Origin of the sequence: Sulfurimonas gotlandica GD1 (genome assembly GCF_000242915.1) — a bacterium.
Classification (GTDB): Bacteria; Campylobacterota; Campylobacteria; order Campylobacterales; family Sulfurimonadaceae; genus Sulfurimonas; species Sulfurimonas gotlandica.
Window position 1 is genome coordinate 1,030,528 of the sequence record NZ_AFRZ01000001.1, and the last position, 22,148, is coordinate 1,052,675.

The 22,148-nt window shown below is 34.8% G+C and carries 24 protein-coding genes and 1 other RNA gene; 15 read left to right on the forward strand and 10 right to left on the reverse strand.

Translation table 11 applies throughout. From position 1 onward, the window contains the following. Nucleotide 1 precedes the first annotated feature (1 nt). The 4 genes from SMGD1_RS05090 to SMGD1_RS05105 are packed head-to-tail and all read left to right on the forward strand — an operon-like array spanning nucleotide 2 to nucleotide 5,221. Nucleotides 2–1,189 carry a replication-associated recombination protein A gene (locus tag SMGD1_RS05090; protein WP_008335966.1) on the forward strand — a complete coding sequence of 396 codons (1,188 nt, stop codon included), beginning with the start codon at nucleotides 2–4 and terminating at the stop codon, nucleotides 1,187–1,189. Nucleotides 1,190–1,236: 47 nt separating this feature from the next. Continuing rightward, nucleotides 1,237–1,524, forward strand: a complete 288-nt coding sequence (locus SMGD1_RS05095) for a hypothetical protein (RefSeq protein ID WP_008335413.1) — start codon at nucleotides 1,237–1,239, stop codon at nucleotides 1,522–1,524. 1 nt (nucleotide 1,525) lies between these two features. Beyond that, on the forward strand, nucleotides 1,526–3,502 hold the full coding sequence (locus SMGD1_RS05100) for a methyl-accepting chemotaxis protein (protein WP_008335856.1): 1,977 nt from the start codon (nucleotides 1,526–1,528) through the stop codon (nucleotides 3,500–3,502). Nucleotides 3,503–3,514: 12 nt separating this feature from the next. Next, nucleotides 3,515–5,221 carry a response regulator gene (locus SMGD1_RS05105; RefSeq protein ID WP_008336945.1) on the forward strand — a complete coding sequence of 569 codons (1,707 nt, stop codon included), beginning with the start codon at nucleotides 3,515–3,517 and terminating at the stop codon, nucleotides 5,219–5,221. Between the two features lie 24 nt (nucleotides 5,222–5,245). Here the strand turns inward: SMGD1_RS05105 and rplT are convergent, their stop codons facing one another. Further along, complete coding sequence (rplT, locus tag SMGD1_RS05110) at nucleotides 5,246–5,605, reverse strand: 50S ribosomal protein L20 (RefSeq protein ID WP_008336303.1); 360 nt, start codon at nucleotides 5,603–5,605, stop codon at nucleotides 5,246–5,248. Nucleotides 5,606–5,713: 108 nt separating this feature from the next. After that, a complete protein-coding gene (gene rpmI / locus SMGD1_RS05115; protein WP_008335149.1) occupies nucleotides 5,714–5,905 on the reverse strand; it encodes a 50S ribosomal protein L35 in 192 nt (63 codons plus the stop codon). A gap of 81 nt (nucleotides 5,906–5,986) precedes the next feature. Here rpmI and SMGD1_RS05120 point away from each other — a divergent pair, with 81 nt between their 5' ends. Further along, nucleotides 5,987–6,214: a hypothetical protein gene (locus SMGD1_RS05120; RefSeq protein WP_008336068.1), complete on the forward strand. Its 228-nt coding sequence runs from the start codon at nucleotides 5,987–5,989 to the stop codon at nucleotides 6,212–6,214. A gap of 28 nt (nucleotides 6,215–6,242) precedes the next feature. On the opposite strand, the gene ffs is transcribed toward SMGD1_RS05120, so the two are convergent. Further along, an RNA gene (ffs, locus tag SMGD1_RS14560) (signal recognition particle sRNA small type) lies at nucleotides 6,243–6,340 on the reverse strand. A 59-nt stretch (nucleotides 6,341–6,399) separates the two neighbouring features. Continuing rightward, nucleotides 6,400–6,741: an Hpt domain-containing protein gene (locus SMGD1_RS05125; RefSeq protein ID WP_008336380.1), complete on the reverse strand. Its 342-nt coding sequence runs from the start codon at nucleotides 6,739–6,741 to the stop codon at nucleotides 6,400–6,402. A gap of 47 nt (nucleotides 6,742–6,788) precedes the next feature. Between SMGD1_RS05125 and SMGD1_RS05130 the strand changes: the two genes are divergently transcribed. Genes SMGD1_RS05130 through SMGD1_RS05160 form a run of 7 tightly spaced genes read left to right on the forward strand, consistent with a single transcriptional unit; the run spans nucleotide 6,789 to nucleotide 14,032 of the window. Continuing rightward, entirely contained in the window at nucleotides 6,789–7,265 is a 477-nt protein-coding gene (locus SMGD1_RS05130; protein ID WP_008335749.1) for a hypothetical protein, read from the forward strand. Then, the gene (locus SMGD1_RS05135) at nucleotides 7,262–8,929 is read left to right on the forward strand and encodes a glycoside hydrolase family 3 N-terminal domain-containing protein (RefSeq protein WP_008336951.1); all 1,668 of its coding nucleotides are present in this window, start codon (nucleotides 7,262–7,264) and stop codon (nucleotides 8,927–8,929) included. Before SMGD1_RS05130 ends, SMGD1_RS05135 begins: the two co-directional genes overlap by 4 nt. Next, on the forward strand, nucleotides 8,930–10,399 hold the full coding sequence (locus SMGD1_RS05140; protein ID WP_008340826.1) for a sodium:solute symporter: 1,470 nt from the start codon (nucleotides 8,930–8,932) through the stop codon (nucleotides 10,397–10,399). Nucleotide 10,400: 1 nt separating this feature from the next. Then, nucleotides 10,401–11,483 (forward strand): anhydro-N-acetylmuramic acid kinase, encoded by a 1,083-nt coding sequence (locus SMGD1_RS05145; protein ID WP_008336936.1) that lies wholly within the window; start codon nucleotides 10,401–10,403, stop codon nucleotides 11,481–11,483. Continuing rightward, entirely contained in the window at nucleotides 11,476–12,414 is a 939-nt protein-coding gene (locus SMGD1_RS05150) for an aminoglycoside phosphotransferase family protein (RefSeq protein ID WP_008336626.1), read from the forward strand. Before SMGD1_RS05145 ends, SMGD1_RS05150 begins: the two co-directional genes overlap by 8 nt. Then, the gene (gene murU / locus SMGD1_RS05155; RefSeq protein ID WP_008336047.1) at nucleotides 12,411–13,064 is read left to right on the forward strand and encodes an N-acetylmuramate alpha-1-phosphate uridylyltransferase MurU; all 654 of its coding nucleotides are present in this window, start codon (nucleotides 12,411–12,413) and stop codon (nucleotides 13,062–13,064) included. Before SMGD1_RS05150 ends, murU begins: the two co-directional genes overlap by 4 nt. Further along, a complete protein-coding gene (locus SMGD1_RS05160) occupies nucleotides 13,061–14,032 on the forward strand; it encodes a lytic murein transglycosylase (RefSeq protein ID WP_008336143.1) in 972 nt (323 codons plus the stop codon). The genes murU and SMGD1_RS05160 overlap by 4 nt, the downstream gene beginning before the upstream one ends. On the opposite strand, the gene SMGD1_RS05165 is transcribed toward SMGD1_RS05160, so the two are convergent. The 3 genes from SMGD1_RS05165 to SMGD1_RS05175 are packed head-to-tail and all read right to left on the reverse strand — an operon-like array spanning nucleotide 14,022 to nucleotide 16,907. After that, the gene (locus tag SMGD1_RS05165) at nucleotides 14,022–14,825 is read right to left on the reverse strand and encodes a D-hexose-6-phosphate mutarotase (RefSeq protein WP_008336070.1); all 804 of its coding nucleotides are present in this window, start codon (nucleotides 14,823–14,825) and stop codon (nucleotides 14,022–14,024) included. The genes SMGD1_RS05160 and SMGD1_RS05165 overlap by 11 nt on opposite strands. After that, complete coding sequence (locus tag SMGD1_RS05170; RefSeq protein WP_008340831.1) at nucleotides 14,819–16,087, reverse strand: sugar MFS transporter; 1,269 nt, start codon at nucleotides 16,085–16,087, stop codon at nucleotides 14,819–14,821. The genes SMGD1_RS05165 and SMGD1_RS05170 overlap by 7 nt, the downstream gene beginning before the upstream one ends. Continuing rightward, nucleotides 16,080–16,907, reverse strand: coding sequence for an HAD-IIB family hydrolase (locus SMGD1_RS05175; protein ID WP_008335427.1), 828 nt, complete (start codon nucleotides 16,905–16,907; stop codon nucleotides 16,080–16,082). The genes SMGD1_RS05170 and SMGD1_RS05175 overlap by 8 nt, the downstream gene beginning before the upstream one ends. 32 nt (nucleotides 16,908–16,939) lie before the next feature. Here SMGD1_RS05175 and SMGD1_RS05180 point away from each other — a divergent pair, with 32 nt between their 5' ends. Next, nucleotides 16,940–17,635 (forward strand): SDR family NAD(P)-dependent oxidoreductase, encoded by a 696-nt coding sequence (locus SMGD1_RS05180; protein ID WP_008335663.1) that lies wholly within the window; start codon nucleotides 16,940–16,942, stop codon nucleotides 17,633–17,635. 7 nt (nucleotides 17,636–17,642) lie between these two features. On the opposite strand, the gene SMGD1_RS05185 is transcribed toward SMGD1_RS05180, so the two are convergent. From SMGD1_RS05185 to fliD, 3 genes are all read right to left on the reverse strand, one after another. Further along, nucleotides 17,643–17,897: a hypothetical protein gene (locus SMGD1_RS05185; RefSeq protein WP_008335490.1), complete on the reverse strand. Its 255-nt coding sequence runs from the start codon at nucleotides 17,895–17,897 to the stop codon at nucleotides 17,643–17,645. Next, nucleotides 17,884–18,258: a flagellar export chaperone FliS gene (fliS, locus tag SMGD1_RS05190; RefSeq protein ID WP_008336801.1), complete on the reverse strand. Its 375-nt coding sequence runs from the start codon at nucleotides 18,256–18,258 to the stop codon at nucleotides 17,884–17,886. Before fliS ends, SMGD1_RS05185 begins: the two co-directional genes overlap by 14 nt. 90 nt (nucleotides 18,259–18,348) lie before the next feature. Next, entirely contained in the window at nucleotides 18,349–19,725 is a 1,377-nt protein-coding gene (gene fliD, locus SMGD1_RS05195; RefSeq protein ID WP_008336386.1) for a flagellar filament capping protein FliD, read from the reverse strand. Between the two features lie 185 nt (nucleotides 19,726–19,910). Between fliD and SMGD1_RS05200 the strand changes: the two genes are divergently transcribed. Beyond that, entirely contained in the window at nucleotides 19,911–20,951 is a 1,041-nt protein-coding gene (locus SMGD1_RS05200) for an N-acetylneuraminate synthase family protein (protein WP_050752152.1), read from the forward strand. Beyond that, the gene (locus tag SMGD1_RS05205; protein WP_008335556.1) at nucleotides 20,944–22,134 is read left to right on the forward strand and encodes a UDP-N-acetylglucosamine 4,6-dehydratase; all 1,191 of its coding nucleotides are present in this window, start codon (nucleotides 20,944–20,946) and stop codon (nucleotides 22,132–22,134) included. Before SMGD1_RS05200 ends, SMGD1_RS05205 begins: the two co-directional genes overlap by 8 nt. Nucleotides 22,135–22,148: the final 14 nt, after the last annotated feature.

A 22,148-nucleotide genomic window follows, 5' to 3' on the forward strand; every position in this document is an offset into this window, starting at 1 on the left:
CTTGGACTTCACGCATCTACTACGGCCAAACTCTTTTGATGACTTAGTAGGTCAAGAGCACTTAAGTGCTCAAAATGCTCCGCTTAGAGTTCTTTGCGAAAAGTACACATTAGGACACAGCTTTTTCTATGGTCCTGCCGGTTGTGGAAAGACTTCCATCGCCAGAATCATCGCCAAAACAATGGATCTGCCATTTTATGAGTTCAATGCAACTTCCATAAAGATTGAACAACTTCGAAAAATATTTGAGCAATATAAGAATGCTCTTCAAAAACCACTTTTATTCATAGATGAAGTTCACAGACTTGCTAAGAACCAGCAAGAAGTTCTGCTTCCGGTAATGGAAAACAACTCTGTTTTAATCATTGGCGCATCTACAGAAAACCCTTTTTTCTCTTTAACATCAGCTATCCGTTCCCGCTCTATGCTTTTTGAGCTAAAGCACATTAAAAACGAAGCACTTTTATCTCTTTTAGATAAAGCTCTAAAATATGCAGATTTAGATTGCGAAACAGATGCGAAAGAGTATCTTATAGCCAGTAGTGGCGGCGACGCTCGTGCAATGCTAAAACTTTTAGAGTTTGCTTCTAGTATAGATACTACGATAACTATGCATCTTTTAAAGTCCCTTCGACCAAATGCACTTAGTGCAGGAAGCAGTGAAGCCGGTGTTCACTATGATCTTGCTAGTGCTTTGATAAAGTCCATACGGGGTTCAGATGCAGATGCGGCTATATACTATCTCGCACGTCTGATAGATGGCGGGGAAAGTGCTGATTTTATTGCAAGAAGACTTGTTATTTTAGCCAGTGAAGATGTAGGTAATGCTAATCCTCAGGCTCTGACACTTACGACATCTGCTCTTACTAGTGTCTCTAAAATTGGTTATCCTGAAGCTAGAATCATATTAGCTCAAGCAGTAATTTATCTCTGTGCATCTCCAAAATCAAACTCTGCATACCTAGCAATCAACTCTGCTCTAAAAGCTGTTAATGACGGTGTAATGCTAGAAATTCCTAACAATATCACCCAAAAAAATGAAAACTATCTCTATCCTCATGACTTTGGTGGTTATATAAAACAAACTTATCTCTCAAAGCCATTGAAATTTGTAGATTTAAAAGAGATTGGCTATGAGAAAAAGATGAAAGAATGGATGCTAAACATCAAGGGTTTTATAAAAGATTAATCATTAACGTAATAAAATATAGCGTACAACAATAAGGAGTTCTACCTATGGAAATCACATCATCTTCGAACACTATTAACATCACAGGCAATATAAAAAGTATTAATGATTTTTCTCAAATTAAAAATCTGGTTGACAGTGTAGTGACTCAACACAAAAATATAACAATAAACATAATAGATTCTCTCTCTATCACATCTTCTGTTATAGGTTATTTTAATAAACTTATTTTAAAAGACAATATTAATATAGAGATGCGTGTAGGAAACGAACAACTTATGCATCTGCTTGCGGATCTTAATCTAGCTTCAACTTTCAAGGCAAGGAGAGCATAAAATGAGCATAAAATTCAAACTTAATCTAATTGCTGCGATTGTTGTCTCTTTTGCTTTAATTATTATTGCACTTACTACAAGCAAGGCGATTCATGACAGATCAGTAATATCTCAAGCACAAGAGTTAAACATACTCTCTCAAAAGCTATCTTTATTAATTCATGAGACGCAAAAAGAGAGAGGTGCGAGTGCAGGTTTTCTTGGTTCAAAAGGTACTAAGTTTGCAGACATTCTTCCAAAGCAAAGATTACTGACTACACAAAGAAATGACGAGTTTACAGCTTATGCTTCAACACTTGATCTAAGTTCATTTCCTATAGAGCTACAAGATGATATTGCAGCTTTAAATCTTGATATGAGCAAAATTAACAATATTCGCGCAAGTGTTGATTCTCTTAGTATTAGCGTAAAAGATGAAGTAGCTTACTATACTAAAATGAATAAAAAAATCTTAGATATAGTTTCTCTTACTGCTAAACTAGCTGATACACAAGAGTTGGTTAAATCTCTAGATGCATATACTAACTTTTTAAAGTCAAAAGAGAGAGCCGGAATCGAAAGAGCCGTACTTAGTGGAACATTTGCAGCAGATAAGTTTGGTCCTGGAATGTTTTCTAAATGGATAACTCTAGTTGCTGAACAAGATGCTTATATGGACTCATTTTTAGCAATGGCTACTGAGAGTTCTAAAGCATTTTACAAATCTCAAATGAACTCTCCTGTAATTGCTGAAGTAAACGGCATGAGAAATATTGCAAGAGATAAAGCATCTGAAGGCGGATTTGGGGTTGACAGTGTTGTTTGGTTTCAAACAATAACTAAAAAAATAAACCTTTTAAAACAGGTTGATGATGAACTTGCAAAACAAAATAACGCACTACTAGCAGAGGTAGAATCTGCTTCAAAAATGACTACAACTATTACACTTGCAAGCTATATTATCTTCGCTGTAGTAATTTTTATTATTATTTTTATAATATCTAAAGGTATAAATATAAGTGTTAAAAGCTCACTTGAAAAAATTAGCTGTGTTTCTGATAATCTTGATTTAACATGTGACATCATTGTTGAAGGTAAGGATGAGATATCTCAGATATCAAAAGCCATAAATGTTATGATTATTGCATTTAAACAGAGTGTGCATCAAGCAAAAGCTGTATCAGCAGCTACAACCGCAGAAAGTCAAAAACTAAATAATGTTGTTGAAGACTTAACTAAAAATGGTGAAATAGCAGACACTAAAATAACAAATATCAATACGCTGGTTTCTGAAGTTGGTCAGAGACTTGATGCGGTTGAAGAAGCTTCTATTACGGTAACAGAGGACTTAGATAAAACATTTAACGTTTTAGATAGTTTTGTGTCAAAACTAGATTCTGTTGTACATGCTATTGATGAGGGAAGTGAACATCAACAGGACTTAGTACAAAAAGTATCATCACTTACTGAACAAGCAAAAAATATTAAAGATGTACTAGCTATTATCTCAGACATTGCAGACCAGACAAACTTACTTGCTCTTAACGCAGCTATTGAAGCAGCACGTGCAGGTGAACACGGACGTGGCTTTGCCGTTGTTGCTGATGAAGTAAGAAAACTTGCAGAGAGAACACAAAAATCTCTTAGTGAGATCAGTGCAAATGTAAATTTAATCACACAAAATGTTATTGAGATAGCAGAAGAAACTGACAAGACATCAAGAAACATGCAGGATATATCTGGTTCAGCACAAGAGCTTATAGCTGATTCTCAAGAGACAAAAGACAATCTATCTGTAACAACCGATAAATCAAAAGATGTTATGCATCAAAGTACATATATTGCAACAAAAACAAAAGAGTTAATTACTTATATGGATGAGATTATAGAACTATCAAATGAAAATATTGAACATAGGACTAAAGTAGAAAGCAGTGTTAACAAACTATCTAGTGACTCAGATAAACTGCAGCATGAACTTAGTAAGTTTAGAGTTTAGTACAACCAATATATGCTAAAAGAACCTATTGAGTTGGACGACAACGTTTTAGAAAGTATGAAGTCGTTAACACTCTTATGTGTTGATGATGATGCTACCACGCGAATTTTGTATGAAGCTATTTTCGAAAGTTACATCAAAGAGATAGTCTTTGCCAGAGATGGGGAAGAGGGATATGAAAAATATATCTCTGAAAAGATAGACATTATTATTACTGATTACAACATGCCAAAACTCAATGGTTTGGATATGATCGAGAGAGTTAGAATATCAAATAAAGATATTCCAATCATCTTGGTTAGCGCGATTACAGAAGTCGACGTAATTGTAAAAGCACTACAACTTCACGTAAATAACTTCATTAAAAAACCTATAATTGAACAAGAAGTTCTCACTGCTCTTGAATCAGTTTCAAAATTAACAATCGCTAATAAATACTTAGAAAATAAAAAAAATTCTAAGATGCAAGACTTAGAAGCAAAAGAAAAGTATAGTTCGTATCAAGAAGATTTAGCATTTGCCAAAGAGTTAAATATACTACGAAATGATTTTTACTACCAAATGCTTGATGGGACATGTACAGCACTTGTAGATTTTTCATATCAGCCTCTAGATATTTTAAGTGGTGATTCATACAGTGCAAGAAAAATAGATAAATATAGAACGTTTTACCTCGTAGTTGATGGAATGGGTAAAGGTCTATCTGCCTCTCTTAGCTCTATGCTCGTCACATCATTCATCAATCACATAATAGACAAGATGAAATATCTAGATAATTTTGATCTTTATAGACTTGTACATGAATCATTAGAATATATTAAACCAATACTACTAGACGAAGAAGCATTATCAATTGACTATATAATTCTTGACTGCATGAACTCCAATATGCACTATGCAAAATTTGCTATGCCAGCAATACTATTACAAAATAAAGAGAATGAGATAATAAAAATAAAGTCAAACAATGGCCCTATTAGTAAGTATATGAGAGATTTTCAGATATCAACTTATGACATTTTCAATATTGATAAATTTCTTTTTTACAGTGATGGAATGGTTGAAAATTCCACAAGATTTAAAGATAAACTATATATAGATTATATAGAAGAAGACTTCTTGAATTCTTTTACGAAAGAGGAAATGAGAGAAAGACTTATTTGGAAAATTAATATAGCTGAAGATGACATTACGTTTATATTTATTAATAAACTAGACTTAGTAAACACTGTTATTGCTCAGAAAAGTTTTAGCACAAATATGGATGAGATTGAGAATGCCGGTGTATGGAATGCTAATGTATGGGATACTATAACAAATGATGTAAAACTAATATACAATGCTAGTGTAGTGTTTACAGAATTATTTATGAATGCTTACGAACATGGTAATTTGGGTCTTGATTCAGCCACTAAACATAGACTTATAGAAGAAGATACATATTTAAAAACTCTGCAAAGAAAGCAAGAATCATGTGATAAAAAGATTCATGTTACTATAAATAAAATCACATACAATTCATCTGACTATATTATAACAAGAATTAAAGATGATGGGGAAGGTTTCGACACTAAAATATTAAGTGAAATATTTAGAAATGTTAAATCTTTTAATGGAAGAGGTGTTTTTGTATCTAGAAGTGCTTCAATGGGAATCTACTATAATAGTAAAGGAAATTCAGTACTGTATTTACATAAAATCAAGACTTCCAACATATAGTTGAAAGTCTAATTTTAACAAAAATTATTTGTTAAGTGCTGCTTTAGATGCCTCTGCAACTGCTGTGAAAGCTGCTGCGTCATTCATCGCCATATCAGCAAGAATTTTACGGTCAAGCTCGATGCCAGATTTGTGAAGACCATTTATAAAAGTAGAATAATTCATCCCATTTAAACGACAAGCAGCATTGATACGAACAATCCATAATTTACGGAAATCACGTTTCTTTTGCTTGCGGTCACGGTGAGCATATACCCATGATCTTTCAATTTGTTCTTTAGCCTTTCTAAAGTGTTTACGACGACCACTATAGAAACCTTTTGCTAATTTTAATATCTTTTTGTGTCTTCTTCTACGAACAACACCTGTTTTTACTCTTGGCATTTTTTTCCTTTTTTCTTTACCCGGTCACTTTTTGTGATAAGGTGCCACATCAATTGGTGGTCTTGCCCAGTTAATTAACTGGAGATTTATAATTTACTAATTTTTAAATTAGTTAATCATAGCCTTAATGTTTGCTTCGTCAGCTTTAGAAACAACTTTTGGGCTGTTTTGCTTGCTACGAGTATCTGAATCTTGTTTAGTTAAAATATGACTTCTGAACGCTGTACCACGTTTAACAGAACCGTTTTTCTTAACTTTAAAACGCTTAACAGCGCCTTTTACCGATTTCATTTTTGGCATCGATGGCTCCTTTGTAAAATTCTCATAATTTGAGAGTGGGATTATACCAAAAAATTTCTAAATTTTAGCTACAATAACCGCATGAATTCAATTAAACACATAGATAACGCACTAAAAGAGCTAGATGACGAAGTACAGAAAATACTTTTAAATTGGGATATTCCTCTTAATGAGAAAGATAATCTAATGCTTCCAATACTTCAACAGAAGAAAGTTTTATCGCAGACACTAGAAGACTTAACATACTTAAAAAATAATCCACCAAAACCGAATCAGCCGTGTGGAATAAGTAAATATAGAGAAGATTAATTTTTTTGATTGTTTATTTAAGAAGTACCCTTCTCCAGATACCTGCGGCACATAACACTTTTGGGTGTGCTGCTGTATTCCTACCCTGACACATTGTCCTAAAACACCATTGCACAGGTCTAAAGAAGAGCGGTGGAATTATAGCTAAAATATCTCAAATAGCAAAGCTTTGTAAAAATAACTCTCTAAACAGCGGAAATAGTTGCTATTGCATCTTTAATAGCTTGCAAATAAGCTTCATACTCAAAATCTTCTTTTGCATCTGAACCTGCAAACTCTAGCTCTTTTGACATCTCATATATTTCATCAAATCTCAAATTGCCGGCACTACCTTTTATGGCATGGGCATGTGCTTTTATATTGGAATAATTTCTATCTTTTATTCCCTCCTCCAATACTATCAATATTGGAGGAGTCTCATTTAAAAAACTATTTATTAAAATAGGTATATGCTTTATCTTTAGCCCTATTGCACTTGCCATCTCTTCATGATTTATAGTTGAATAGTCAGGTGTTAAAATTGGCATGACTTATTTCCTATCTTTTTTGTACAATTGTAACACAGGATTCTAAAATGTTATACATCATATGTGCTTTAAAATCAGAAGCTCAAGCTTTTGTAGATAAATATAAACTTTCAAAAAACAAACAAAACTCTCAAGTCACTCTTATTGTAAGTGGTATAGGCACAGAGAATATGTTTGAAGCAACTTCAAATATCGTAAATTCAATGAGTAAAAGTGACACTATCATCAACGTTGGTATTTGCGGTGGAGACAAAAAGTTTAAAATAGGCCAACTAATTGATGCTTTTGAAGAAAATCTTACATGTTTAGACTATGAGGTCACATATAGTGGCAAATATGAACTTGCTGACATGGAGTCTGAAGGTTTCTTAAGAGCCACACAAAACATAAAAAACAGATATATTTTTAAAGTTGTAAGTGACCATTTTGAACCGCAAATGGTGACAAAAGAAAAGACAAAATCACTTATCTTTAATGTTATAGATGATATAAACAATAAAATTAATTTTAAGGCTGATAATTGAGATATATTTTAATACTCTTACTAACTTTTTTAACACTAGATGCTAAAGATGCAGAACTAAAAAAACAAATAGGTCGAATGCTCGTTGTTGGATTTGAAAACCAAAGCGTTAACAACAATACTGAGATTGTAGAATATATTCAGCAATATGAACTAGGAGGAGTGGTTTTATTTGATAGATTTTATAAAAAAAGAAGCCAAATTAAAAATATAGATACACCAGAACAACTTCAAGAGCTAACTGCCAAACTTCAAAAATTTTCACGTAAACCACTTTTAATATCAGTTGATCAAGAAGGTGGAAATATTGCACGACTGAAACATTACTACGGGTTTGACAGATTTCCATCTGCTAAAGAAGTTTCATACCTTTCACTAACTCAAGCCAAAGACATATATAACAGACAATCAAAAATGCTCAGTAATAATAATATCAACTGTAACTTTGCTCCTGTCGTTGACTTAGACATTAATCCTAAAAACAAAGTTATATCAGAACTGGAACGTTCATTTGGTAAAGATAGCGAAAAAGTAACTCACTACGCAAAAATCGTCATAGATTCTCAAACAAAACATAATGTAATAAGTGTATTAAAGCATTTTCCAGGACATGGTTCTTCACTGGGAGATTCACATAAAGGTTTTGTAGATATTTCAAATACTTGGAGTCAAAAAGAGTTAGTACCATATCAAAACCTTATAAATTCAAAAGAAGCAGATATGATAATGAGTGCTCATGTTTTTAACTCCAATCTAGATGCACTATATCCTGCAACACTTTCATACAGCACTAACACTAAACTTCTTCGCCAAAAAATGGGATTTACAGGTGTATTGATTAGCGATGATTTACAAATGAAAGCTATTACAGATCACTACAATCTAAAAGAGAGTGTTACTCTAGCCATAAACTCTGGTGTAGACATTCTTCTTTTTGGAAATCAACTAGCATCAAACGACGTAAAAGAGTTAGTAGAGATAATCTACGCACAGGTAAAGAGTGGAGCAATTTCAAAGAAAAGAATCATAGAGTCAAATAGAAGAATTGAAAACTTGCACACAAAAAATTCTATAGTTCACAGACCAATAGATTTTGGACAAGAACGTATAGATATGAGTAAGGCTTACATAGAACAACACTATGGTTTTGATGTGCAAAACATAAACATCAAACCTAAGGCTATAGTTCTTCACTGGACTGCCGTTATGGATTTTGAAGATTGTTTTAAAAGGCTAAAAGGAAACACACTCTACAGCGACAGAGGCGACATAGCAGATGCCGGAGCACTCAATGTCTCTTCGCACTTTTTAGTAGCCCGTGATGGAACTATATATCAACTTATGCCGGATAATTGGATGGCAAGACATGTTATAGGACTTAACTATTCTAGTATAGGCATAGAAAATGTTGGTGGTGAAGATAATGTTAAAGATGATTTAACTCCTGAACAAGTAGATGCAAATATCAAACTTGTAAAATATCTAAAAGCAAAGTATCCAAATATAGAATACCTCATCGGTCATCATGAATATACTCAGATGGAAAAAACTCCTCTTTGGCTAGAAAAAGATGCTGAGTATAGAACAAAAAAAGCTGATCCTGGGGAAAAATTTATGAATAGAGTTAGAAAACATGTAGCAGAGTTAGGACTAAAGAAACCATAGATGCATAGTGCTTTTTCTTTTCTTGATTGGTCTGTTTTTGGAGCTTATTTTCTTATATTAGCGATTACTTCATACATCTTAGCACAGACAAAAATCAAAACATCACGAGAGTACTTTGTAAGTGCAAACTCCATGCCTATGTTTGCCGTTGCCATCTCTGTTTTAGCCACTTCTCAATCAGCCGCAACATTCTTAGGAGCACCTGAGTTTTCATACAAAAACGACTTTACATTTATAGGTTTTTATCTCTCAGGTTTAGTCGCTGTTATCTTTGTAGCCTATGTTCTTATTCCTAAGTTTTACGCAATGAGAGCAGTAACTGTTTATGAACTCCTTGAAACTAGATATGGAGAATCTGCAAAGAAACAAGCGGGAATCATGTTTCTCATCGGTCGTGTTCTTGCAAGTGGAGCGAGACTCTATATCGGTGCCTTAGCTATTTCAATGATTCTTTTTGGAGATATAATCTTTCTTCATGTAATGCTCTCCATAACAATTTTAATGCTTGGGGCTTTGGTATATACATATTTTGGCGGTATAAAATCTGTCATTTTAAGTGATATCATCCAAGCCATAACCTATGTCGGAGCAGGTATTGTTGTTCTTGTTTATCTCTACTACTCGCTTGATAGTGTAAACATTATGCAAGTGCTTAGTGAGAACAATAAACTCCGTCTTTTTGACACTTCTCTTGATGGCAAATTCAGTGTTATTGGCCTTCTTAGCGGCTGGCTGCTACTAAACATTGCCGCTTTTGGTATGGATCAGGATATGACGCAAAGAGTTCTCAGCTGTAAAAATAAAGAAGATGCTGCAAAGTCTCTTATAGTCTCAATCTTGCTTACTATTCCTGTAGTTTTACTCTTTCTTGCCATCGGTGCCCTGCTCTTTGTCTTTTACCACAAAGCATCTGTAGTACAGAGTTTTGACGGAGAAAATATCACTATCTTTATGTACTACATTTTAAATGAGATGCCAGACGGTCTTCGCGGTTTAGTAACTGTTGGGGCAATCGCTGCAGCACTCTCTAGTACAAACTCAGTCTTAGGAGCTATGGCATCTGTAGCCATCGAAGACCTCTACAAACCGTGGAAACTAAAACAAGGTGAGATAGATGAGATGCACTTTGTAAAAGCTTCACGAAATGCAGTAGTTTTTTTTGCCCTTGTTTTATCTCTTATGGCAATGGTAAGTTATTTTTGGCAGAGATATAGCGACCTCTCACTCATCAGTTTTGCTCTTGGTGTTATGGCTTTTGCCTACACTGGTCTTTTAGGTGTTTTCTTCTCTGCTATATTTACTTCAAGGGGAAATTATAAACTAGTTCCTTTTGCACTCGTGGGTGGCTTTGTAACTGTACTCTCACTTCAACCTTACACTTTTGGAATCAGCCTTGGTTTTTCGTGGCAGATAGTTATTGGGACGATTGTTGCTTTTGGAGTTATGCAATTAAAATCTTCTAAGGCTTAAAATGAGTGAACTATATATCGGTGTTATGTCAGGGACAAGTATGGATGGCATCGACATTGCTCTTTGTGGGATAGATGATACAAAATGCTCCCTCATATCTTCTGCTGAATATCCTTTTGATAATGAACTAGAAGCTGAGATACTTAGCGTAATAAATGGGTCTACTACACTAGAGCAAATCGGCACTATTGATAACAAACTCGGAACTATGTTTGCAGATGCAATCAATGCCTTTATAACAAAAGAATCTATAGATGCAACAAGCATAAAAGCTATCGGTCTTCACGGTCAAACTCTTTGGCACGCTCCTGATGCCGAGTTTGGATTCTCGATGCAATTAGGCGATGCAAATGTTGTAAGTGCAAAAACAAACATTCAAGTCGTAGCTGACTTTAGAAGAATGGATATTGCAAATGGTGGTCAAGGCGCTCCTTTTGCTCCCGCTTTTCACCAAGAGATATTTAAGCATCTTGATAAAAAAACAGCTGTTTTAAACATTGGTGGTATGGCGAATATTACAATCTTAGGTGAAGAACTTAAAGGTTGGGATACTGGTTGTGGAAATGTTTTGATGGATTATTGGAGTTCTGTATATATAAACAAAAACTACGACAAAGATGCTCTTTTTGCTCTTAAGGGCGAAGTTAAAGAAGAACTTCTTGAGAGTTTTTTAAAAGATGAATATTTTTCTAAACTTCCTCCAAAGAGTACTGGACGAGAGTATTTTAACCCTACTTGGCTTGCAAACCATCTTCCGCTTTTTGATACCATCAAAGCAGAAGATATTCAGCGTACCTTACTTGAACTTACAGCCAAAAGCATCGCAGATGATGCCAATAAAATATACTCACAGCTTCTGATAGTTTGTGGCGGTGGAGCAAAGAATCCACTTTTGATGCAAAGACTAAAAGAACTGTGTAAGGCAGAGGTAAAAGTGAGTGATGAGTTTGGAGTTAGCAGTGACTATATGGAAGCGATGGCTTTTGCTTGGCTGGCTTACAAGAGAGTTCATAGAGAAGTTGTAGAGTTATCGAGTGTAACAGGTGCTTCAAAAGACTCTATTTTAGGCGGGATATATGGATAAGATAAAGGCGTGGTTAAAGACAACTCCCTATAAAGAGTATGAGATAAGCATAGCATCTGCAGATGCAAGTTTTAGAAAGTATTATAGACTTACAGATGCAGACAAAACTTTTCTGCTTATGGACTCCTCACTTGAAAAAGACTCCCTTGCTCCATTTATAGATGTAACTTCAAGACTTTTAAAAGTTGGTGTTAATGCACCTGAGATTTTAGAGAAAAATCTAAAAGACGGTTTTTTGATAATCAAAGACTTTGGAAATACTCATTATCTCAATGTTTTAGATGCCAATAACTTCAATGTACTATATTCAAAAGCTATAGATACAATCATAACAATGCAAAACGCAGACACAAAAGACCTGCCACTTTATGATAAAGCTTTTTTACATTTTGAAATGGATTTAATGAAGGATTGGTACTTAGATAAAAATCTAAATGTTACTCTTAGTGAAGCTCAAAAAAGCATCATAGAGAGTTCACTGGATGCTATCTCAGATGTAGTTCTTTCTCAGCCGCAAGATGTTTTTGTCCACAGAGATTATCACTCACGAAACATTATGATAACACCAGAAAATGAGATAGGCGTGATTGACTATCAAGATGCAATGAGTGGAGCGATTACTTATGATTTGGTTTCACTTTTAAAAGATTGTTACATAGCTTATGAGAGAGAAGAAGTTGAAAAACTAGTTTTAGAGTTTCGTGATAAAAAAGGCTTAGATACAAGTGATGCAGAGTTTTTAAAATGGTTTGATTTTATGGGGATGCAAAGACACATCAAGGTTCTTGGCATCTTCAGTCGTCTTTACCTTCGTGATGGTAAAGATGGATATTTAAAAGATATACCGCTAACTCTAAAGTACACTATAGATGCAGCAAGCAGATATGAAGAAACAAAAGAGCTCTCATATCTTTTAAAAGAAGTTCAATGAAAGCGATGATTCTCGCAGCTGGTCGCGGAGAGAGAATGCGACCACTAACTGATACACTTCCTAAACCTCTTTTAGAAGTTCATGGTAAACCTCTTATACTCTGGCATCTGGAGAGACTTGTTGCGTCCGGCTTTAAAGAAGTCATCATTAACATAGCTCACCTAGGTCATAAGATACCCAAAGCTCTCGGTGACGGCTCAAACTACGGCATAAGTATAACTTACTCTGACGAGCAGGATGAAGGTGCTCTTGAGAGTGCCGGTGGAATTGTAAAAGCACTGCCTCTTTTAGGAGATGAACCTTTTTTAGTTGTAAATGGCGATGTTTTTTGTGACTATGTTTTTGATGCTAATTTTGACTTAGGAGATAAGCTGGCTCACCTTATCTTAGTCCCTAATCCTGAGCATAATTTAAAAGGTGATTTTGGCTTAAATGGAACTTCTGTTTTAAATGAAGACAAAATAAAATATACTTTTTCAGGCATAGGATACTATAGTCCTAAACTTTTTAATAACTTAGAATATGGAAAGTCTGCTCTGTCTCCATTACTTAGGGATGCAATAGCAAAAAATGAAGTCAGTGGTGAGTTGTTTAATAACATCTGGCATGATATAGGAACACCACAAAGATTGGAAGATATAAACAAATGATTAGACTACTACTTTTTTTAGCACTTACAACAATTCTCTCAGCTAAATATACAAACTGTGAATTTCAAAACACACACTATATAGATATCTGTAAAAAGGCTGTAAAGAATGGCGTCACTTATAAGTACGCCAACAAATTTTTACTCTCATATTTCAAAACTCAGAAATTTGATGAAGTCAGCTGGAAATATTTGCAGCCACGCCATATAGAAACTCATAAAAAGAGTGAGAAAAAAGCCAATAATGTCTTAGTAAGACATGTTCCAAAGATAGTTGAGCATCTAAAAAAATACGAAGAAGTCTATAACTATAGTGAGAAAAAGTATGGTGTGAATCGTGAAATAATTGCAGCTATACTAATGAAAGAGACAAAGCTTGGAAAGATAAAACCAACTCATGATGCGTTTATAGTTTTTAATACTATTGTTGTAAGAACTAAGCCAGAGAGTTCCCGCCAAAAATGGTTACTTAATATGGGCAAGACAAATATGGTATCCATTATCACGCACTGCTATAAAAAAGGTGTTACTCCTGAGTCATGCAATCTGCCAAGCTCTTATGCCGGAGCTATAGGAATTCCTCAGTTTATGCCAAACAGCTTTGTATATACACAGGGATACAAAAATAAACATGCTGATCTGACTAAGATGGAAGATGCTATTGTCTCTGCTAGTAAATTTCTTCACAAAAAAGCAGATTTCTCCAAGCTTATAGAGTGGGATAAAATGCCTAATTTGCCAATGATAGAATCAGATTGGTACGATTACGAGCATAAGTATGAAAATGCTTCACTTGTTTACACAGAGAACAAGCATGGGAAAAAGTATAAGTGCTTTACATGTGAGAAAAAAGATTTTGATTATTTAAAAGAGTATGCTAAAAAGATCATGAGGTATAACAACTCATCTAACTACGCTATAGGTGTAATGAGACTGGCATACGACTCACACTATCTGCTCAGTAAATAGTAGCTTTTAGTGTATGAGATTCACCTGGTTCTATAAGTCTAAAATCTTCAAATGCATTGGCAGATTCGATGCAGACAAAGTCGTTGTAAGCGTCATCTCTCATAGCACTCATTCTTTTACCCTTTTCTATCCAAGGATTCCAAACTACAACTGAAGATGAACCTTCATTTTGTATATGAATAGTTCTATCTCTGTCTACAAGTAAGACTTCGCTATTTACTTCTTGGTAGACTCTATCAACTTCCTCTTCAAAGATTACATCTCCACTTTGAGTTAATTGTTCAGATGTTAAAGCGTCTAGATATGGCTTATTATTTAGGCCTTTTATTTTTGCATCTGAGATATGTGAAACAGGAAAATAAGTATGAAGAGCCTGTGTGATTTTAAAAACTTTATCATCAATGTTTTTTGTGATCAGTTCCATTGTCAGCTTGTCCGAGACAGTTACTTTTAACTCCAGTTCAAACTTGTATGGCCATAGAGTCAGTGTCTCTTGTGAGTAACTTAGAGTGAGTATAACTTCTGTTGTGTTGGCATCTATCTCTTTAGTGGATTGATGCTCAAACAATGCTGTTCTTGCAAAGCCGTGCTGTGGTAGATTAGGATTGTTCATCCCAAATGATGGCCAGCACACAGGAACTCCTCCACGAATGGCTTTGCCATCTTGGAAGTCACTTATATCACTAAGCCATAAAAGAGGTTTTTCACCTTTACGAGCGTAGTGAAAAATATGTGCTCCCTGAAGAGCTATCTTTGCAGATGCAGAGTTGTTATTTACTTCGATAATTACCATGATGATTTTTTATGCCAAAAAATTGCATACATAAATATAAAGAAATAACAGACTATACCAACTAAATATGCTGATTGCATATCACCAGTAATTTGCGCAACTTTACCAAAGGCAAGTGGAAGAATCGCTCCACCTGCTATTGCCATTATAAGTAAAGCACTTCCCTGAGCTGTGTATTTACCAAGTCCTTCCAGTGCTAGAGGCCAGATGGTAGGCCATACAAGAGCGTTTGCAAAACCAAGAAGTGCAACAAAAGTAACTGTGTCTGGAAGTGTAGGTATGGAACTCCAACCCCATAAAATCTCAGATATCTCATGAGAAGTGTTTGAGCTGTAAGCAACTCCAAGTAAAAACAAAATCCCAACAAGAGCAGAACCTATAAGTGCTTTTTCTTGGGAGAGCAACTTAGGAATAAAAGCCACACCAACCAAATAACCAAAGACCATAAATACCATCGTGTATGAAGTTAAAGCTGTTGCATTTTCAACTCCAAGACCTTGTGCATAAAGACCGATAGTATCACCTGCAATAACTTCTATACCTACATAGAAAAAGAGAGCTACAGCACCTAATACGACACGAGGAAAATGAAAAATCGTATCTTTATCGTAAGAGTCCTCTTTTTCAAATTCCAACTCAGGAATAAATGAAAACTTCACGAAAATCATAAGTCCGATAAGAACCATTGCCATAATAAGATATGGGGCTATCAGCCTAGATGCAAGCTCTTTTGTGTCAACTAATGCCAGATTTTCTGATGAAAAAGATGTGATGTCTGAGAGGATTAAAGATGTAAAAAGTATAGGAACTAAGACTCCTGCACTCTTGTTTATAAGCCCCATGATAGAGATTCTCATAGCAGCGCTCTCTAATGGGCCAATCAAAACAACATAAGGATTTGAGGCTGTTTGAAGGATTGTAAGTCCAGTTCCCAAAGTAAAAAGTGCTACTAAGAATATGATGAAGTTTGCACTAAGTGCCGCGGGAATAAAGAGTAGACTTCCTACAGCCATAACAGCTAAACCTATCACCATCCCATTTTTGTAACCTGTTTTCTCCAGCACATGAGCCATTGGAAGAGCCATTACCGTGTAAGCTATATAAAAAGCAAATGTTACAAAGAGAGCTTGAAATTCATTTAAATCGCAGATGACTTTTAAAAATGGAATAAGTGAACCGTTTAACCAAGTTACAAAACCAAATATAAAAAATAAAATGCCGATTATTATCATTGCAAACGAATTAGTGTGATTTCTACGCAAATTTTAATCCTTCGAGATATTTAGCAACTCCGTCTTCATCATTTGTGTGGGGAAGGATTATGTCTGCCTCACTTTTAACTTCCTCTTGTGCATTCGCCATTGCAACAGAAGTCGCCGCCAATTCAAACATACCCAAATCATTAAAATTATCACCAAATACAGTTAGCCTAGATAGATCAAATCCGCTGTACTCACTAACGCTTCTAATGCCATGAGCTTTGTCAGCATCTTTATGAAGAATAGTTAAAAAATAGCAGCCGACATAAGCCTCAGGTGCTAGGATAAACTTCAAAGAATTTCCAAATATTTTCTCTAAAAGAGCTGCCAATTGACGAAGCAGTTTCTCTTCACCCATATAGACTATTTTAAAGTTATCATTCATTGCTCTGATATCTTTACATTCTTGCAAATTATCATCTTTTGCGTAGCGAGTAAGAACCTCTTTTTGATGTTCATTTAAAATGCTAGAATAAAGGAAAGCCTCATTTAGATTATTATCTGCAAGTGCCAATACAAATGGATAGATGCCAAACTTTCCGCCCTCGTTTATAATAATATCGGCTACTTCTTTACTTATAAACTTAGTATCTATTATCTTTTTATCCATAGTTGCAATCAGCGCGCCATCGAGAAGTATCATCGGAGCATTAATATGAATATTTTTTAAAAATTGTGCAGTTTTTTTGTATGTTCTTGCAGTTGCAACGCTCAAAATAGAATCTGTAGATTTTGAATTCCAAATAGTTTGAGTATAATCACTTATTGATAAATCAGTTTTCAAAAAAGTGTGGTCAAGGTCAGTTATATAAATATTTTTCATGTTGAGATTATAACCAAAATAGGAAGAAATAGATGAAAAGAGCAGTAGTAACGGGTGCGAGCAGCGGTATAGGCAAAGAGATAACTTTAAGGCTTTTAAAACTTGATTACGAAGTCATTGGCATCAGCAGAAGCATAACAGATGAAGATTTCAACAACCCATATTTCAAAGCTATGCAAGCAAATCTAGCAGATGAAAGCTCTACACTTGAAGTATGTAATTATCTAAAAAAAGAGAGTGTTGATATACTAATTAATTGTGCAGGTTTTGGCCGCTTTGAGCCACATGAAGAACTAAGTGCCAATACTATAACAAGTATGACATTCTTAAACCTTACAGCACCAATGCTTTTGACAAATGCCCTTCTTCGCTCTCTTAAAAAGAATGATGGATATCTTATAAATATCAACTCCATAGAAGCTATCAAAACTAGTAAATTTGCCGGAGTTTACTCTTCTACTAAAGCTGGTTTAAAAGCATTTAGCGATTCTCTTTTTGAAGAGACTAGAAAGAGCGGACTTAGTGTTACAAACATAAACCCGGATATGACTCAGACATCTTTTTATGATGAACTGCGTTTTGATACAAGTGATAAAGAAGAAGAGAGATTACTGGCTTCTGATATAGCAGATGCTGTTGAGCACATCCTGACTATGAGAAAAGGTGCAGTCATAAGCGACTACACTATAAGAAGTTTAAAGTTTGGGATTTCTAAAAAAAGATTATGATTTATTTCTAAAGTTTAATGTCTAGTTTATTTATTTTTTGTCGTTCAGTTGAGCGTAAAAAAGCTATGTTCTTCTTGATTTTACCCATAGAAATTTTAGTTTCATCTTGAAGTGTATGCAACATCTCTGTTGCTTCTCTTAAAAGATATATAGCTTGTTCAATATCTTTAGCATCACTAAGCTCTGGAATATCATTCATAAGCATATCCAGAGAGTCTGTATTTTTCTCTATTATAGCTATTTTAAGACTAGTGAGCCACATCGTTAGTTTCTCTCCATGCTTCTAAAAGAGCTTTGAAGACATTACTTACTTCATCTAGTTTATCTATATTATTCTCAGCACCCGCAGACGCTAAAAGTTGAATCTCATAGTTGTAAAGACCTTCTAAATACTCGGAAACGTCACCCTGCTCTGGATCTAGAATAGTAATAAGTTCTGTGATGATTGCAGTGGAACGATTAATCCAATAAACACGTTTTTCAATATTAAACTCTTTTATAGACTTTTTAGCCTGAGCATTAAAACGAAGAACACCCTCATAAAGCATCTCTATAAGTTTTGCCGGAGATTCAATTCCTACGTTGTTTTGTGCATAAATATTATGAGCGTTATTACCATACATGTCAGATCCTTTTATACCATCTTTGTTAATTTCTTTCATGGTAAATATATCGACAATTCAGATACTATGTTTAGCTATTTTCTTATAAATTTAACTATTTTGTGCTGCTGTTTGAGCATTTGCCATCTGAACGAACATTGATGAAGCAGAATTGATTCTACTTATCATTAAATCGTACGCAATAAACTGTTTTTTAAGAATTTCATACTTAGCATCCAGTCTCTCAGTTGCTTTTGCTTTTCTGTCTTCAAGAGAGCTAATAGTTTCAGATATAGAATCTTTAAATTGATCAAGAGTTGCATTATATTTTGTATACTCTTCAACTTTTGCAGAGAACTCTGTAAAAGCACCATCAACAGTAGTTGTAGTTCCATCACCGTTATCAAAGTCTCCACCAGCAAAGAAAATCTCTACATTTGAAGAATTTTCATCCATTTTAGTTTCTAAAACAGTCTTATCAAGTGTCATTGTCCCAGATTTATCAACATCAAATCCATAATCAAGCAAACTGCCTACACCACCGCCAATACTACCTATCATATCTTCGATTGCTCTTTTCATATTCTTGATAGTACTCTCACCAGAGAAGATTCCTCTCTCGTCACTGTCAGTACTAGGTTTTGTCATCTTATCTAGTTCTGTTATAGTAGCATTATATTTTTCTACAAAACTATCAAACTTAGACAGAATATTTTCACGATCTTGTTGAACACTAACATCTGTTGAACCTGTTGCTTGCAGGGTGATTTTCAAACCTGTGATCAAATCATCTACTTGATTACTAGTTCTGGAAATTGCCTGACCATTAAATGTAAAAGCTGCATTCACGCCGCTTTGAATAGCAACTGCATCAAAATCAGTACTTAATTTTGAATCAATTGTACCTGTTACATCGGTAATGGTAATATTTTGTGTTGTACCTGTATCTGCTGAACTTATAAATAGTCTAAAATCACTTGCTCCAATTTGTACAACAGTAGCATCAACCTTATCTCCCGCCACATCATTTATCAGATTTTTTAACTCTTTTAATGTAGTAGTAGCAGTATAATCAATCGCAAAGTCTTGACCATCGATATTTAAGTTAATCTGTCCAGCTCCGCCAGAGACTAAATCATCTTCACTACCAAATGATCCAGATTGTTCTATTTGCTTTGTAGCTAATGTCGTAACATTTAAAGTAAAATCCTGAATATCACTATTTGCAGCTGCTGTTACAGCAACGGATGAACCGGTAAGGGTTGTTTTTCTCTCATCATAAAGCGACTGACTTTTAATCTCATTAATACTGTCAATAAGGTTTGTCATACTCGCATCTATAAGTGCTAAAGCATCTTTTTTATCACCCTCATTAGCTAAGCTCAATGTTATCGGTGTAATCTGCCCTCCCTCATCAGCAGCTCTAAGTTGGTCTAAGACATCCTGAGTTAAAATACTTGAACCCACACCTACTGAACTAATACCCATGACAAATCCTTTTTGACCAATAATCTTTCATTATTATAATATTTCTTAACTATTAAATCGGCAAATAATATTATTTATTTAGTAAAAATTATAAGATTTTCACTGGTACTATTTTTGCTAGTCTTTCCTAAAGAAAAGGCTCATTAAGTCGATATGCTAACAATATATAATCATAAAGTTAAATAATGCACGAAATAAGTATTGAAAATAGAAAAATTGGCATTAGCTATCCCCCTCTGGTCATTGTCGAGATAGGTATTAACCACAAAGGTAATTTGAATACTGCTTTTGAGATGGTTGATGCTGCTTACGGTGCCGGTGCTGAAATAATAAAACATCAAACTCATATAGTCGAAGATGAGATGAGCAAAGAAGCAAAAAAAGTCATACCTGCTAATGCAGACATTTCAATCTATGACATAATGAAAGAGTGTGCTCTAAGTGAAGAAGATGAGATAAAATTAAAAGATTATGTTGAATCAAAAGGTATGATATTTATCAGTACTCCATTTTCAAGAGCAGCTGCAGATAGACTAGAGAGAATGGGTGTAAAAGCATATAAAATAGGCTCAGGAGAGTGTAATAACTATCCATTGATTGAACATATCGCTTCATTTGGAAAGCCTATGATAGTCAGCACAGGGATGAATGACATTAGCTCTATAAGAAAAACTGTTGAGATTCTACAAAACAATAAAATCCCTTTTGCTCTGCTTCACACAACCAACCTCTACCCTACTCCATCACACTTAGTAAGACTTGGAGCAATGCAAGAACTTATGAAAGAGTTTCCAGAAACTATAATAGGACTTTCAGATCATACTACTTCAAACTTGGCATGTTTTGCTGCAACAGCACTTGGTGCTTCTATCTTAGAGAGGCACTTTACAGACAGTATGAGCAGAACTGGTCCTGATATTGTGAATTCTATGGATCCTAAAGCTCTTAGTGAGTTGATTGAGGGAAGTGCTGAGATAGTAAAAATGCGTGGCGGAAAGAAAGAAGCTGCTGCAGAAGAACAGGTCACTATAGACTTTGCATTTGCAACTGTCGTTACAATTAAGCCTGTAAAAAAAGGTGAGACTTTTACAAAAGACAATATTTGGGTAAAAAGACCTGGTACAGGGGAAATAAGAGCTGAACACTACAATGATGTACTTGGCAAGACAGCAACAAGTGACATAAACTTTGATGAGCATCTCTCATGGAGTGATATTAATGAGTAATATCTTAGAGTTGATAGGCAGGGAAAAAGAGCTTTTTTCATCTGACATATCAACCCATGAAGAGAAACTAAAATCTACAGTCTCGTCTTCAAGCTTTTTGGTAATCGGCGGAGCAGGTTCTATCGGTCAGGCGGTTGTAAAAGAGATATTTAAAAGAAACCCTAAGAAACTTCATGTTGTAGATATAAGCGAGAACAACATGGTTGAACTGGTTCGTGATATACGAAGTTCTTTTGGTTATATTGATGGAGATTTTAGAACTTTTGCTCTTGATATTGGGAGTGTAGAGTATGATGCATTTATACACTCTGATGGAAAGTATGATTATGTACTAAACCTATCTGCTCTCAAACATGTTAGAAGTGAAGAAGACCAGTACACACTTATGCGGATGATAGACGTAAACATCTTTAACACTGACAAAACACTAGCTCAAGCCATACAAAAACGCACTAAAAAATACTTCTGTGTCTCAACCGACAAAGCAGCTAACCCTGTAAATATGATGGGTGCAAGCAAAAGAATTATGGAGATGTTTTTGATGCGCAGAAGCAAATACATAAAAATCTCTACAGCAAGATTTGCGAATGTTGCATTTTCAGACGGAAGTCTGCTTCATGGCTTTAACCAACGCATCGAAAAAAGACAACCCATAGTAGCTCCAAATGATATTAAACGATACTTTGTTACTCCAAAAGAGAGTGGTGAGTTATGTTTGATGTCTTGTATCTTCGGTCAAAATCGTGATATATTTTTTCCTAAACTCAGTGAGGATCTGCATCTTATATCTTTTGCAGATATCGCAGTCAAATATCTAAAAGCTAAAGGCTATGAACCTTATCTTTGCTCTAGTGAAGATGAAGCTAGAGAGTTAGCTAAAACACTTCCAAGTGAAGGAAAGTGGCCCTGTATGTTTACATCTAGTGATACAACAGGTGAAAAAGATTTTGAAGAGTTTTATACTAAGAATGAAACTCTAGATATGGAGAAGTTTAACAACTTAGGCATCATCAAAAATGAACCAATATTTGATGATATCAAACTAAACTACTTCACTCAAAAGATAAGAGAGTTTAAACAGAGATTATCTTGGTCAAAAGAGGATATTGTTGAAGAGTTTTTCAAACTGATTCCAGACTTTGCTCATAAAGAGATCGGTAAATACCTTGATTCAAAGATGTAAGAAAAGGAAAACTA

Excerpts from the sequence above, each read along its gene's own strand:
- SMGD1_RS05120 (WP_008336068.1), top strand. The coding sequence starts at position 5,987 with ATGAATTCAATTAAACACATAGATAACGCACTAAAAGAGCTAGATGAC.
- SMGD1_RS05150 (WP_008336626.1), top strand. The coding sequence starts at position 11,476 with ATGGATAAGATAAAGGCGTGGTTAAAGACAACTCCCTATAAAGAGTAT.
- SMGD1_RS05140 (WP_008340826.1), top strand. The coding sequence starts at position 8,930 with ATGCATAGTGCTTTTTCTTTTCTTGATTGGTCTGTTTTTGGAGCTTAT.
- murU (WP_008336047.1), top strand. The coding sequence starts at position 12,411 with ATGAAAGCGATGATTCTCGCAGCTGGTCGCGGAGAGAGAATGCGACCA.
- SMGD1_RS05125 (WP_008336380.1), bottom strand. The coding sequence starts at position 6,741 with ATGCCAATTTTAACACCTGACTATTCAACTATAAATCATGAAGAGATG.
- SMGD1_RS05180 (WP_008335663.1), top strand. The coding sequence starts at position 16,940 with ATGAAAAGAGCAGTAGTAACGGGTGCGAGCAGCGGTATAGGCAAAGAG.
- rplT (WP_008336303.1), bottom strand. The coding sequence starts at position 5,605 with ATGCCAAGAGTAAAAACAGGTGTTGTTCGTAGAAGAAGACACAAAAAG.
- SMGD1_RS05165 (WP_008336070.1), bottom strand. The coding sequence starts at position 14,825 with ATGGTAATTATCGAAGTAAATAACAACTCTGCATCTGCAAAGATAGCT.
- fliD (WP_008336386.1), bottom strand. The coding sequence starts at position 19,725 with ATGGGTATTAGTTCAGTAGGTGTGGGTTCAAGTATTTTAACTCAGGAT.
- SMGD1_RS05200 (WP_050752152.1), top strand. The coding sequence starts at position 19,911 with ATGCACGAAATAAGTATTGAAAATAGAAAAATTGGCATTAGCTATCCC.
- SMGD1_RS05105 (WP_008336945.1), top strand. The coding sequence starts at position 3,515 with ATGCTAAAAGAACCTATTGAGTTGGACGACAACGTTTTAGAAAGTATG.
- rpmI (WP_008335149.1), bottom strand. The coding sequence starts at position 5,905 with ATGCCAAAAATGAAATCGGTAAAAGGCGCTGTTAAGCGTTTTAAAGTT.
- SMGD1_RS05205 (WP_008335556.1), top strand. The coding sequence starts at position 20,944 with ATGAGTAATATCTTAGAGTTGATAGGCAGGGAAAAAGAGCTTTTTTCA.
- SMGD1_RS05100 (WP_008335856.1), top strand. The coding sequence starts at position 1,526 with ATGAGCATAAAATTCAAACTTAATCTAATTGCTGCGATTGTTGTCTCT.
- SMGD1_RS05185 (WP_008335490.1), bottom strand. The coding sequence starts at position 17,897 with ATGTGGCTCACTAGTCTTAAAATAGCTATAATAGAGAAAAATACAGAC.
- SMGD1_RS05175 (WP_008335427.1), bottom strand. The coding sequence starts at position 16,907 with ATGAAAAATATTTATATAACTGACCTTGACCACACTTTTTTGAAAACT.
- SMGD1_RS05160 (WP_008336143.1), top strand. The coding sequence starts at position 13,061 with ATGATTAGACTACTACTTTTTTTAGCACTTACAACAATTCTCTCAGCT.
- fliS (WP_008336801.1), bottom strand. The coding sequence starts at position 18,258 with ATGTATGGTAATAACGCTCATAATATTTATGCACAAAACAACGTAGGA.
- SMGD1_RS05095 (WP_008335413.1), top strand. The coding sequence starts at position 1,237 with ATGGAAATCACATCATCTTCGAACACTATTAACATCACAGGCAATATA.
- SMGD1_RS05145 (WP_008336936.1), top strand. The coding sequence starts at position 10,401 with ATGAGTGAACTATATATCGGTGTTATGTCAGGGACAAGTATGGATGGC.
- SMGD1_RS05130 (WP_008335749.1), top strand. The coding sequence starts at position 6,789 with ATGTTATACATCATATGTGCTTTAAAATCAGAAGCTCAAGCTTTTGTA.